The 12,368-nt window shown below is 70.1% G+C and carries 11 protein-coding genes; 6 read left to right on the top strand and 5 right to left on the bottom strand.

Annotated features, from left to right (window positions below; all coding sequences use genetic code 11):
• The first annotated feature begins 585 nt into the window (after nucleotides 1-585).
• From SPOPO_RS0106395 to SPOPO_RS0106375, 5 genes are all read left to right on the top strand, one after another.
• Complete coding sequence (locus SPOPO_RS0106395; protein WP_033384929.1) at nucleotides 586-939, top strand: DUF485 domain-containing protein; 354 nt, start codon at nucleotides 586-588, stop codon at nucleotides 937-939.
• Nucleotides 936-2,585 (top strand): solute symporter family protein, encoded by a 1,650-nt coding sequence (locus tag SPOPO_RS0106390; protein ID WP_019873960.1) that lies wholly within the window; start codon nucleotides 936-938, stop codon nucleotides 2,583-2,585. The genes SPOPO_RS0106395 and SPOPO_RS0106390 overlap by 4 nt, the downstream gene beginning before the upstream one ends.
• 171 nt (nucleotides 2,586-2,756) lie before the next feature.
• Nucleotides 2,757-4,688, top strand: coding sequence for an acetate--CoA ligase (acs, locus tag SPOPO_RS0106385; RefSeq protein WP_211210996.1), 1,932 nt, complete (start codon nucleotides 2,757-2,759; stop codon nucleotides 4,686-4,688).
• Between the two features lie 7 nt (nucleotides 4,689-4,695).
• Nucleotides 4,696-5,124 (top strand): PucR family transcriptional regulator, encoded by a 429-nt coding sequence (locus SPOPO_RS0106380; protein WP_019873958.1) that lies wholly within the window; start codon nucleotides 4,696-4,698, stop codon nucleotides 5,122-5,124.
• 10 nt (nucleotides 5,125-5,134) lie between these two features.
• Nucleotides 5,135-5,791, top strand: coding sequence for an O-methyltransferase (locus SPOPO_RS0106375; protein ID WP_019873957.1), 657 nt, complete (start codon nucleotides 5,135-5,137; stop codon nucleotides 5,789-5,791).
• A gap of 20 nt (nucleotides 5,792-5,811) precedes the next feature.
• On the opposite strand, the gene SPOPO_RS0106370 is transcribed toward SPOPO_RS0106375, so the two are convergent.
• The 4 genes from SPOPO_RS0106370 to SPOPO_RS0106355 are packed head-to-tail and all read right to left on the bottom strand — an operon-like array spanning nucleotide 5,812 to nucleotide 9,974.
• On the bottom strand, nucleotides 5,812-7,539 hold the full coding sequence (locus tag SPOPO_RS0106370; protein WP_019873956.1) for a sodium/solute symporter: 1,728 nt from the start codon (nucleotides 7,537-7,539) through the stop codon (nucleotides 5,812-5,814).
• A gap of 13 nt (nucleotides 7,540-7,552) precedes the next feature.
• Nucleotides 7,553-7,924, bottom strand: coding sequence for a DUF485 domain-containing protein (locus tag SPOPO_RS0106365; RefSeq protein WP_019873955.1), 372 nt, complete (start codon nucleotides 7,922-7,924; stop codon nucleotides 7,553-7,555).
• Nucleotides 7,921-8,799, bottom strand: coding sequence for a LytR/AlgR family response regulator transcription factor (locus SPOPO_RS0106360; RefSeq protein ID WP_019873954.1), 879 nt, complete (start codon nucleotides 8,797-8,799; stop codon nucleotides 7,921-7,923). The genes SPOPO_RS0106365 and SPOPO_RS0106360 overlap by 4 nt, the downstream gene beginning before the upstream one ends.
• Entirely contained in the window at nucleotides 8,796-9,974 is a 1,179-nt protein-coding gene (locus tag SPOPO_RS0106355; RefSeq protein ID WP_019873953.1) for a sensor histidine kinase, read from the bottom strand. Before SPOPO_RS0106355 ends, SPOPO_RS0106360 begins: the two co-directional genes overlap by 4 nt.
• A 109-nt stretch (nucleotides 9,975-10,083) precedes the next feature.
• Here SPOPO_RS0106355 and SPOPO_RS0106350 point away from each other — a divergent pair, with 109 nt between their 5' ends.
• Nucleotides 10,084-10,842: a Fic family protein gene (locus SPOPO_RS0106350; protein ID WP_019873952.1), complete on the top strand. Its 759-nt coding sequence runs from the start codon at nucleotides 10,084-10,086 to the stop codon at nucleotides 10,840-10,842.
• A 421-nt stretch (nucleotides 10,843-11,263) separates the two neighbouring features.
• Here the strand turns inward: SPOPO_RS0106350 and SPOPO_RS0106345 are convergent, their stop codons facing one another.
• Complete coding sequence (locus SPOPO_RS0106345) at nucleotides 11,264-12,079, bottom strand: HAD family hydrolase (RefSeq protein WP_019873951.1); 816 nt, start codon at nucleotides 12,077-12,079, stop codon at nucleotides 11,264-11,266.
• Nucleotides 12,080-12,368: the final 289 nt, after the last annotated feature.

Genomic DNA, 12,368 nt, shown 5'->3' with positions numbered 1-12,368 from the left:
GGCGAAGGGCTTGGTGACGTATCGCTCCGGATGTGTCCGATGTAACAGGGGCTGAACACGGACATGGAACTTCCGGGGCGGGACGCCTCCAACCAGGACGGTTTCTCAGGAAAGTCCGGACGGCAATGTCGGACATTCCTGGCATCGACGAGCGGTAGGTTTTTGCGCCGAACGGGGGGTGTGGCGTACATCATTTGTACGGACGAACAAGTATTGACCGCTTTCCCCTCAAAACGGTGGTATCCGCGGCGGTTTTGCTCGCACCTGCGAGCACGGTGCGCTGAATCACGCCGAGATGCGGCCGTGACCCAGGTCTCAGGCTCGCGGCTGCGGTCCGCGAGACGATCTCTTGACGTCGAGACGTATTCCCGCGCTTCCTGAGAAAGATCGTCCACTGGGCGCAGGAAACGTGACCATTCGTCGTAACAGACGGCTCGCCCAACGGGCGCGGAGCACCGTCCGGCGCACGTATGGGGCGCGCGAACGTTTGGCCGTTGCGACAACGGTCACAGCGTGATGCAGCGCACCTAAGGTGTCGCGCGACCCCGCACGAGTGCGAACAACCGCGACAAAGGGAGTACCCCCGTGGCCCAAGTCGATGAGCCGGGCCGGTCGCCGACCGGCATGGACCGCGAACACGAAGCCATCTACAACGACCCCGAGTTCGCCGAACTGAGGCGCAGATTCAAGCGCCTGGTCTTCCCCCTCGTGCTGGGCTTCATGGCCTGGTACTTCCTGTACGTCATCTGTGCGACGTACGCCCACGACTTCATGGGCGAGGAGGTGCTCGGCCACATCAACGTCGGGCTGATCTTCGGCCTGCTGCAGTTCGTCTCGACGTTCGGCATCGCGTACTTCTACGCGAAGCGCGCTGAGGTCGAGCTCGACCCGCGCTCGCAGGGCCTGCTCGCCCGGCACACCGGGGGAGGTGCCCAGTGACCGGTACCGAGACCCTGACCGTCTGCCTGTTCGGCGCGGTCGTCGCGCTCACGCTCTACATCACGATGATCGCCTCGCGGCAGAACACCGCGGCCGGCGACTTCTACCACGGTGGCCGCGGGTTCAGCGGCTTCCAGAACGGCCTCGCGATCTCCGGCGACTACATGTCCGCCGCGAGCTTCCTCGGCATCTCCGGCGCCATCGCCCTCAACGGGTACGACGGCTTCCTCTACTCGATCGGCTTCCTCGTCGCGTGGCTGGTCGCGCTGCTGCTCGTCGCCGAGCTGCTGCGGAACACCGGCCGCTACACGATGGCGGACGTCCTCTCCTACCGGATGAAGCAGAAGCCGGTCCGGACGGCGGCGGCGACCTCGACCGTCGTGGTCTCGATCTTCTACCTGCTGGCGCAGATGGCCGGCGCGGGCAAGCTCGTCGCGCTGCTCATCGGTGCCGAGAGCGACGCCGCGAAGAACCTGACGATCGTCGCCGTCGGCGCGCTGATGATCGTCTACGTCACCGTCGGTGGCATGCGCGGCACGACCTACGTGCAGATCGTCAAGGCGTGTCTGCTCATGACCGGCACGATCATCGTCGTCTTCCTGACGCTGCTGAAGTTCGACTTCAACATCTCCCGCATGCTCGCCGAGGCCTCGGAGCGGGACGCCCAGGAGAAGTTGGGTGACGGCTTCAACGCGGCCGCCGCCGAGGTGCGCGAGTTCCTCTACCTCGGTGGTGGTGCGCAGTACGGCCTCACCGGCACGACGAAGATCGACTTCATCTCGCTCGCGCTGGCCCTGGTGCTCGGCACCGCCGGTCTGCCGCACATCCTGATCCGCTTCTACACCGTGCCGACCGCCAGGGACGCGCGGACCTCGGTCCTGTGGGCGATCGGGATCATCGGCTCCTTCTACCTGATGACCCTGGTCCTCGGGTTCGGTGCCGCGGCGCTGCTCGGCCGCAACGCGATCATCGCGGAGGACTCCTCCGGCAACCTGGCCTCACCACTGCTCGCGGAAGAAGTCGGTGGCGGTGAAGGCAGTGCCGGTGGCGCGATCCTGCTGGCGTTGATCTCCGCGGTCGCGTTCGCGACGATCCTCGCGGTCGTCGCCGGCCTGACCCTGGCGTCCTCGTCGTCGTTCTCGCACGACCTGTACGCCAACGTCATCAAGAGCGGGAACTGCTCCGAGCAGGAGGAGGTCCGGGTCGCCCGGATCTCGGCCTTCGTCATCGGTGGCGTGGCCATCGTGCTCAGCCTGTTCGCGCAAGACCTGAACATCGCGTTCCTCGTCGCCCTGGCCTTCGCGGTCGCGGCGTCGGCGAACCTGCCGTCGATCCTGCTCAACCTGTTCTGGCCCCGCTTCAACACGCGAGGCGCGACCTGGGCGATCTACGGCGGTCTCATCGTGTGCGTCGGCCTGATCGTGTTCTCGCCGAACGTGTCGGGCAACGCCACTGCCCTGTTCGAGAACAACGACTGGTCGTACTTCCCGCTGAAGAACCCGGGCATCATCTCGATCCCCGCCGGCTTCCTCTTCGGGATTATCGGCACCCTCACCTCGAAGGAGCCGGAGACCATCGAGAAGTACCGCAACTTCGAGGTCCGCGCGCTCACCGGCGCCGGTGCCGAGAAGGCGGCCCAGCACTAGGCCTGCCCCGGCGGCCCTCGTGCTTCGTTCACCGCGGCTCTCCCGGTGCCCCAACGGCGGGGTACCGGGAGGTCGCGGTCGCCGGCAGCGCCTCGCTGCCGGATCCACAGTTGTGCCCCTTGTACGACCCCGGAGGACCCCGACGTGAGCTCAGACGCCCTGTCCAACCTGATGCACGAGAACCGGCGCTTCGAGCCGCCGGCCGAGTTCGCGGCGGCGGCCAACGCCCAGGCCGACCTCTACGACCACGCCGCCAAGGACCGCCTCGCCTTCTGGGCCGAGCAGGCCGACGCCCTGGCCTGGGAGCAGAAGTGGGACTCGGTCCTCGACTGGTCCGGCGCCCCGTTCGCCAAGTGGTTCGTCGGGGGCAAGCTCAACGTCGCCTACAACTGCGTGGACCGGCACGTCGAGGCCGGCCACGGCTCGCAGGTCGCCTTCCACTGGGAGGGCGAGCCGGGCGACACCCGCACCATCACCTACTCCGACCTCCAGCGTGAGGTCAGCAAGGCCGCGAACGCGCTGATCGCGCTCGGCGTGCAGACCGGTGACCGGGTCTGCATCTACATGCCGATGATCCCGGAGACGGTCGTCGCGATGCTCGCCTGCGCGCGCATCGGCGCCCCGCACTCGGTGGTCTTCGGCGGGTTCTCCGCGGACGCGCTCGCGTCCCGCGTCCAGGACGCCGACGCGCGGGTGATCATCACCGCCGACGGCGGCTACCGGCGCGGGGCCCCGGCCGCGCTGAAGCCGGCCGTGGACGAGGCGCTCACGAAGTGCCCCGACGTCCGCAGCGTCCTCGTCGTCCGGCGCACCGGGCAGGACGTCGCCTGGACCGAGGGTCGCGACGTGTGGTGGCACGACGTGGTCGACTCCGCGTCGGACCAGCACACCCCGGAGGCGTTCGACTCCGAGCACCCGCTGTACCTGCTCTACACCTCCGGCACGACGGGGAAGCCCAAGGGCATCCTCCACACGACCGGTGGCTACCTGACGCAGTGCGCGTACACGCACAAGTACGTCTTCGACATCAAGCCGGACAGCGACGTCTACTGGTGCACCGCCGACGTCGGCTGGGTGACCGGGCACTCCTACATCGTCTACGGGCCGCTCGCGAACCGGGCGACGTCGGTGATGTACGAGGGCACGCCGGACACCCCGCACCAGGGCCGCTGGTGGGAGGTCGCCGAGAAGTACGGGGTCACGATCCTCTACACCGCGCCCACCGCGATCCGGACGTTCATGAAGTGGGGCGACGACATCCCCGCGAAGTTCGACCTGTCGAAGATCCGTCTGCTCGGTTCGGTCGGCGAGAACATCAACCCCGAGGCCTGGATCTGGTACCGCCGGGTCATCGGCGGGGACTCGGCCCCGATCGTCGACACGTGGTGGCAGACCGAGACCGGGGCGATCATGATCAGCCCGCTCCCGGGCGTCACCGCCACGAAGCCGGGCTCGGCCATGCGGCCGCTGCCGGGCATCGGCGCCGACGTCGTCGACGACAACGCGAAGTCGGTCCCCAACGGGCACGGCGGCTACATGGTCCTCACCGAGCCGTGGCCGTCGATGCTGCGCGGCATCTGGGGCGACCCGGAGCGGTTTCGGGAGACCTACTGGTCCCGCTTCGACGGCCTCTACTTCGCCGGCGACGGCGCGAAGAAGGACGAGGACGGCGACGTCTGGCTCCTCGGACGCGTCGACGACGTCATGAACGTCTCCGGCCACCGCATCTCGACCACCGAGGTCGAGTCGGCACTCGTGTCGCACGAGAAGGTCGCGGAGGCCGCCGTGGTCGGCGCGACCGACGCCACCACCGGTCAGGGCATCGTCGCCTTCGTGATCCTGCGCAAGAGCGCCGGCGACGGCGGCGCCGACGTGATCGCCGAGCTCCGGGCCCACGTGGCCAAGGAGATCGGCCCGATCGCGAAACCGCGGCAGATCATGGTCGTCCCCGAGCTGCCCAAGACGCGGTCCGGGAAGATCATGCGCCGCCTGCTGCGCGACGTCGCCGAGAACCGGGACATCGGCGACGTGACGACCCTCGCCGACTCGTCCGTCATGAACCTGATCTCCGAGAAGCTGCCCAGCGCGGCGAGTGAGGACTGATCCGACCATGGAAGACACCGTGCGGGGGCGTGAGGAGACGCCCCCGCACGTCTCGGCCCGAACCGGCACGTCGGACGCCGGCCACCCGATCCTCGGACTGATCCGATCGATCGCGGCCGAACGTCCCGAACTGCTGGGTGGCCCGGTCGCCACGCTGCGTCGGATGGACTCCGCGGGGCGGTCGGACTACATCCGCTCCCTGCGTGCGTTCTTCGACCACGCCGGCGACGTGCCCAAGGCCGCCGAGGCGTTGCTGCTGCATCCCAACACCCTTCGATACCGCCTGCGGAGGATGCAGGAACTGACCGGTCTGGACCTCAAGGACCCGACCGACCGGCTCGTCGCCGAGCTGCAGCTCCACATCCTCGAGCACGCCGACGAATCCCCCGCGTCGCAACCGCCCCCAGCGCAACCCGGACCCGCCGACCGCGGATAGTTTGGCGGGCATGTCACCACGCTCCCCGCTGCTTGCTCCTGAGGTCTTCGACTACGTCGCCGCGCACGCGCCCGCCCCGGACGACGTCCTGCGCGACCTCGCGGCCGAGACTGCGGCGATGGGTGGAATCTCGAGCATGCAGATCTCGCCCGACCAGGGCGCGTTCCTCGGCCTGCTCGCCCGCCTCGTCCGTGTCCGGTTCGCGGTCGAGGTCGGCACGTTCACCGGGTACTCGTCGATCTGTCTCGCCCGCGCGCTCTCCCCCGGCGGCCGCCTGCTGTGCTGCGACGTCAGCGAGGACTACACGGCGACCGCACGGAAGTACTGGGACCGCGCGGGCGTGGCGGACCGGATCGACCTGCGCATCGCGCCGGCGATCGAGACATTGCAGTCGCTGCCCGCCGAGGAGTCGATCGACCTCGCCTTTATCGACGCCGACAAGCAGGGCTACGCGGGCTACTGGGGCGAGATCGTGCCGCGGCTGCGGCCGGGCGGACTGGTGCTCGTCGACAACACCTTGTGGTCGGGGAAGGTCGTCGACCCGGCGGTGACCGACGCCGACACCGAGGCGCTGCGCGCGTTCAACGACGCCGTCCTCGCCGACGAGCGGGTCGAAGCTGTGCTGCTCCCGGTGGCCGACGGCCTGACGGTGGCCCGCAAGCTCTGACGAACCTCAGGCGGAGAGGATCAGCGGCGGAAGTCGCCGCGGTCCTGCCCCAGGCCCTCCGGGACATGCAGGCGGACCATGATCCGGTGCACGTTCGATGGAATATGACTCGGGGTCAGAAGTGAGACCACGATCATCACGACGAAGGCGATCGGGACCGTGAGCGCCGCCGGCTGGGCGAGCAGGGCGCCGGGCCAGCCGTCGTAGGGGCCACCGATGACGGTCGCGAGCACCGCGATGCCCGCGAGGACGCCGCCGACGACCATCCCGGCGGCCGCACCCACCGTGGACAGCCGGCGCCACCACACCCCGAGCACGAGCAGTGGGCAGAACGTCGACGCGGCGACGGCGAACGCCAGGCCGACCGCGTCACCGACCGGGATGCCGCCGGCGAGCAGCGCGAACGCCAGCGGCACCAGCGTCGCGGGCAGGGCGGAGAGCTGGAAGGTGCGCACGGCGCCGCTGCGGAACACGTCCTGGGACAGCACGGCCGCCGCGGACAGCGTCAGGCCGGCCGCGGTGGACAGGAACGCGGCGAACGCGCCCGCGGTCACGAGCGCGAACAGCAGGTCACCGGCGACGCCACCGATCATGCGGGACGGCAGCTCCAGGACGACGGAGTCCACCCGTCCGGTCAGCAACAGGTCCGGGGCGTAGATCCGCCCGAGCGCCCCGAACAGGGTCGGGCCCAGGTAGAAGAGCCCGAGCAGCGCGAGCACGGCCAGCGTCGTGCGCCGGGCGGCGCCGCCGTCGGGGTTCGTGTAGAAGCGCACGAGGATGTGCGGCAGCCCCATCGTCCCGAGCATCGTCGCGATGATCAGTGAGTACGTCGCGTAGAGCGAGTGCTCACGACCCTCGGTCAGCGGCTCGGCCCAGTTCTTGTCGGTGGCCGTGGGCAGGTCCTCCTGCACCGGCACCGGGGCGTCGGCAGGGAAGTCGAGCCGCGCGCCCCGTTCGACGGTGTGTGAGCCGGGGGCGAGGACGGCGACGCCCCCGATGTAGCGCTGACCGTCGATCACCCCGGTCACCCGCGGGACGACCGGTTGGGTGACGACGATCCGCAGGTCCTCCGGGACGGTGACCGTGGTGGCCTCGGCAAAACGCGGTTGCGAGTCGCGGGTGAGCGGTGGCGAGCCGTCGGACTGCCACGACAGGAAGAGGAACGCGGCGGGCAGCAGGATCGCCGTCACCTTGAGCCAGTACTGGAAGGCCTGGACGAAGGTGATCGACCGCATGCCGCCGGCCGCGACGGCGGTCACGACGACGACCGCGACGATGACCTCGCCGACCCAGCGGGGCGCGCCGGTGACGGTGCGCAGGGTCAGACCCGCGCCCTGGAACTGCGGCATCAGGTACAGCCAGCAGATGCCGACGACGAGGATGCTGGCGATCATCCGCAGCCGGGTCGAGCTCAGCCGCAGTTCGGCGAAGTCGGGGAGCGTGTAGGCCCCCGAGCGCCGCAGCGGAGCCGCGACGAGCACGAGCATCATCAGGTACCCGCCGGTGAAGCCGACCGGCAGCCAGAGCAGGTCCGCGCCGTAGGCGAGGATCAGCCCCGCGACGCCGAGGAACGACGCCGCGGACAGGTACTCGCCGCCGATCGCCGAGGCGTTCCACAGCGGCGAGACGGTGCGGGACGCGACGTAGAAGTCCGACGTGGTGCGGGAGATCCGCAGACCGAACGCACCGATGACGACGGTGAGCGCGGCGACGAGGGAAATCGCGGCGATGCCGTACGTCTCGTTCACGGGAGCCGGACCTTCAACGGCGCTCGACGAGGTCGGCGAACTGACGCTCGTTGCGTTCGGCTGCGCGCACGTAGGCCCAGCCGCCGAGGATCAGGGCCGGGTAGGCGAGGAAGCCGAGGGCCAGCCAGGGCACCCCGAGCCCGAACACCCGCGCGCTGCGGGTGGCCGGCCAGAGTTCGAACAGCAGCGGCAGGCCGGCGACGACGACGAGCACGCCGAGGCACACCGTCAGGGCGAGACCGAGCTGGGTGCGCATCAACGACCGGAGGTACACCTCACCGACGGTCGTCTCCTCGTCGAGGTCGAGCGCGCGCTGCACGGGGCCGGTCACCCGGGCGCGCGGGCTGGTGACGATGACGCGGCCGGACTTGTCGACCTCGTTCACCCGCGCGCCTCAGGACGTTCGGTCGAGGTGTTGTTGGCGGCGGCCGCCGAGCCCACCGAGCCCGACGAGCCCGACCCTGACGAGCCGGCTGACGAGGACGTCGGCCGGGAGCGGCGGACCAGAACCTCGCGCAGGTCGCGGGTGTGACGCCGGCTCACGGTCAGCTCCTCGTTACCGAGGACCACGCTGGAGCGGCCTGTCGCGAGGCGGACCTCGGTGACGTGCGCGAGCGAGACGAGGTAGCTGCGGTGGATGCGGATGAAGCCCGCGTCGCGCCAGCGCTCCTCGAGCGTCGCCATCGGGACACGGACCAGGTGGGTCGCGTCGGAGGTGTGGAGGCGCGCGTAGTCACCGTGCGACTCGACGTAGCGGACGTCGCTGCGCGAGATGAACCGCGTGACACCGCCCAGCTCGACCGGGATCGTCTCGTCGTCGGGCGTGGCCGGGGTGGCGGCCGGGGCGGGGGCGGCCGGGGCGTTCGCGGAGTTGACCCGCGCGACGAGCCGCCGCACCGCCTCGGCGAGCCGCTCGGGGCGCGCCGGCTTGAGGACGTAGTCGACGGCCTTGAGCTCGAACGCGTCGACGGCGTGCGAGTCGAAGGCGGTCACGAACACGATCGGCGGCGGGTTGCGGAACTGGGCGAGCACGGTGGCCAACTCGACGCCGGACAGGCCGGGCATCCGGATGTCCATGAAGATGCCGTCGATCGTGTGGAGCCCGAGCTGCCGCAGCGCTTCCGCCCCGCTGTCGGCCGAGAGCACCGTGCCGATGTGCGGGTCCTGCCGCAACAGATACACGAGCTCGGACAAGGCGGGTGCCTCGTCGTCGACGGCGAGCACGGTCAGCTTGCGGTCGCCACTGGCGTCGGTGGTCACGCATGCACTCCCGGCTGGAACTTGGGCACCCGAAGACTGACCTTGGTGCCCGCGCCGGGCGCAGTCGCCACCGTCAGGCCGTAGGCGTCGCCGAAGATGGTACGCAGTCGCTCGTCGACGTTGCCGAGACCGACATGGTCGGAGCCCGGTTCGCCGGACAGAGCCTCCCGGACGCGCTCGGGCGCCATGCCCACCCCGTCGTCCTCGACGCTGATCAAACAGTGGGCACCCGCGTCCTCGGCGAGGATCGTCACCGTTCCCTGTCCGTTCTTCGTCTCGAGCCCGTGGCGGACGGCGTTCTCCACCAACGGCTGCAGGCACAGGAAGGGGATGGAGACCGGCAGGACCTCGGGCGCGACCCGGAGGGTGACGCCCAGTCGCTCGCCGAATCGTGCCCGCTCCAGCAGCAGGTAACCGTTGATCGCGCGCAATTCGTCGGCCAGCGTCGTGAAGTCGCCCGCCCGGCGGAACGTGTAGCGGGTGAAGTCGGCGAACTCCAGGAGGAGTTCGCGGGCACGGTCCGGGTCGGTACGCACGAACGAGGCGATCGCGTTCAGCGAGTTGTAGATGAAGTGCGGCGAGATCTGCGCGCGCAGCGCCCGCACTTCGGCCTCCGCGACGCGGGTGCGGGTCGCGTCGAGCTCCGAGAGCTCGAGCTGGCCGGAGACCCAACTCCCGACCTCGTCGACGGCGCGGATCAGGTTCGCCGAGCTGGAGTCGACGTAGGCCGCGAGCGTGCCGATGACGGTGGTGCCGGAGACCAGGGGGGTGACGACGACCTCGCGGATCGGCTCGCTGTTCGGGCACGCCGCCATCAGCACCTGGCTGCGGCCGGTGTCCATGACCGCCTGGGCGTGCTCGACGGCACAGCTGCCGAGGGAGTCCTGGGCGGCGCCGTCCCACGCGAGCAGCCGCTGCCCGTCGGTGATGGCGACCGCGCGCGAACCCAGCAGGGCCCGGAGGTGCTTGACCGCCCGCGTCGTGCCCGCCTGCGTGAGCCCGCCGCGGAGCGCGGGCGCGGCGAGCGAGGTGAGGTGGAGCGTCTCGTACGCCGCGCGGTCGGCGGTCGTGCCGAGGTCGGGCCGCCACCAGTTGAAGCGACGCAGGCCGAGCACCGCCACCGCGACCGCTGCTGCGGCGATCGCGAGGGTCAGAGCACCCGTCAGGTCGCCCACGGACCTGAATCTAATTTGGTCGGCACTCCTGCGTCAGCCTGCGCCGCGCGGGCTCCCATCGAAGGTGGGCACGTCGGTCGCGTCGGCGGGCCCGCTAGCGTGACCGCTCGTGTCCGTCGCCGACCCGTTCGCAGCAGTTGCCGCCCTCCCCGGGGTCGCCGAGCTCGGCCTCCGCGCCCGGGCCGCGGTCGACCGCCTGGCCGGCCTGCCGGCCCTCAAGCTGCGCGGCCCCGAGGTCGTGGCCGTGACCGCGCTGCGCGGGGCACGGGCCTCGGCCGCGCTCTCCGGCGTCGACGTCAGCGAGGAGGACCTGCGCTCGGGATCGGCGCTGACCGACCCCGCGGCCGGCTCGGTCGCGCGCGGGGCCGTGCGCCTGTCGACCGAGATCGGTCTCGTCGCCCCGGTGTGGGAGAAGGCCCCGCTGCAGGCCCTCGCCCGGCTGCACGCGGTCGCCGCGGCGGACGTCGACGTCCCCACGGACTCGCTCGGCCGACCCGCCACCGCGGCGGCCGCGGCGCGGCTCGACGTCCTCGCCGACGCCCTGACCTCGCCGACCCGTGCACCGGCGATCGTGGTCGCCGCGATCGTCCACGCGGAGGTGCTCACAACCGAGGCGTTCGGCCCGTGGTCGGGCCTCGTCGCGCGGGCCGCGGCCCGCTGTCTGCTTCTCCAGCGCGGCCTCGACGCCGGGGGTGTCGTCGCGCCCGAGGTGGGTCACCTCGAGCTCGGTCTGACGGAGTATCAGATTGCGGCGGCGGGGTACTCGTCCGGGACGGCCGAAGGCGTCGCGAGCTGGGTCGTGCACTGTGCCCGTGCGCTCGAGATCGGAGCCGGCGACGCTCTGCAGGTGTGCATCGCGCACGGCTGAGAGCTCTTCAGTGGACCGGCCGTAAGTTACTGATGGTTCGTCAGGTAGTAGACGTGGCAGCGAACATGCGAACGGCGCCCCTGTCTCCAGGGACGCCGTCGCGAAGGGTGCGTCGAAACGGGCTACCAAGCGTGCAGTTCCGAAATCGCCGGACCAGGACCAGCCTGTCTCGGCGGCCCGTACATGGGCAGGTCGCCGCGTGGGTACCCGAGTGGCGCTCGATGAAATCGGGTCGGACCCGTCGCGCGACCGGTGTCCGGTCCAACTTCATCGAGTTCAGGTCTACCCCTCTTCGCGCCCGGACGGAAGGGTGAACCTGCCTTCTTTGCAAAGGATCTCGGCGTGGCGCGGGTGAACTTGCGACGGTGTCCGATTTGTCGGCCCGGTCGCGAGGTTCGCTCGCGGATCGACTGGGCTCGACTCAGGCGCGACGGCTGACCCAGAGCACGGCGGCCGCGGCCGCCGCACCCGCGGCGACGGCCGTCGCGGCGACCACCGACCGCGACGGCTTGGGGATCGACGGCATCCGACTGCGCATCGACACCGGCTTGCTGAACACCAGGACGGGCCAGCCGCGCGTGCCGGCCTCCTTGCGCAGGGCGCGGTCCGGGTTGACCGCGTGCGGGTGACCGACCGTCTCGAGCATCGGGACGTCGGTCTCGGAGTCGGAGTACGCGTAGGAGCGCTCGAGGTCGATGTTGTGCCGCTCGGCGAACTCGCGGATCGCCGTCGCCTTGTGCTCACCGTAGGCGTAGAACCCGATCTCGCCCGTGTACCGACCGTCGTCACCGACAGCCATTCGGGTGGCGATGACATGGTCGGCCCCGAGCATCTCGCCGATCGGCTCCACGATCTCCGAACCGGACGTGCTGACGAGGACGACGTCCCGCCCGGCGAGCCGGTGCTGCTCGAGGAGTTCGGCGGCCTCGTCGTAGATCAGCGGGTCGATCAGGTCGTGCAGGGTCTCGCCGATGATCTCCCGCACCTGCGCGACGTCCCAGCCGACGCAGAGCGAGGACAGGTACTTCCGCATCCGCTCCATCTGGTCCGCGTCGGCGCCGCCGGCGAGGTAGACGAACTGCGCGTAGGCGCTCCGTAGCACCGCGCGACGATTGATCAGACCGCCCCGGTAGAAGGGCCGCGAGAACGCCAGCGCACTCGACTTCGCGATGACCGTCTTGTCCAGATCGAAGAACGCCGCGGCGCGGGGCACCGGCTGGGGCAGGGACGCGGACACGGCGTCGAGGATAGGTCGGCGGGTGAAGTTTTTACGCACTCACGTCCGGCCCCTGTTTACGAGACATACCCAGGGGGTACACCATGTGTGGTGCCGGTCGATATGACCGTGCCTATCCCGGTTCGGCTCCTCCCCCCCGAGTCGGACTGTGGTGACGGCCCCCGCTCTCCCCCCCGGCGGGGGCCGTCCTTTTTAACCGGCCCGTTTTGACCGCCCCGTTTTGACCGGCCCGTTCTGACGAGTCCGTCCGACTCTCGTCCGGACCGCGGGGGTGGCCCGTTGTCCACAG

It is taken from the genome of Sporichthya polymorpha DSM 43042, assembly GCF_000384115.1.
Lineage (GTDB): Bacteria > Actinomycetota > Actinomycetes > Sporichthyales > Sporichthyaceae > Sporichthya > Sporichthya polymorpha.
The sequence above is the reverse complement of the archived record's forward strand: the minus strand, read 5'-3'. Positions and strand labels throughout refer to the sequence as shown.

Excerpts from the sequence above, each read along its gene's own strand:
- SPOPO_RS0106380 (WP_019873958.1), top strand. The coding sequence starts at position 4,696 with ATGGAAGACACCGTGCGGGGGCGTGAGGAGACGCCCCCGCACGTCTCG.
- acs (WP_211210996.1), top strand. The coding sequence starts at position 2,757 with ATGCACGAGAACCGGCGCTTCGAGCCGCCGGCCGAGTTCGCGGCGGCG.
- SPOPO_RS0106375 (WP_019873957.1), top strand. The coding sequence starts at position 5,135 with ATGTCACCACGCTCCCCGCTGCTTGCTCCTGAGGTCTTCGACTACGTC.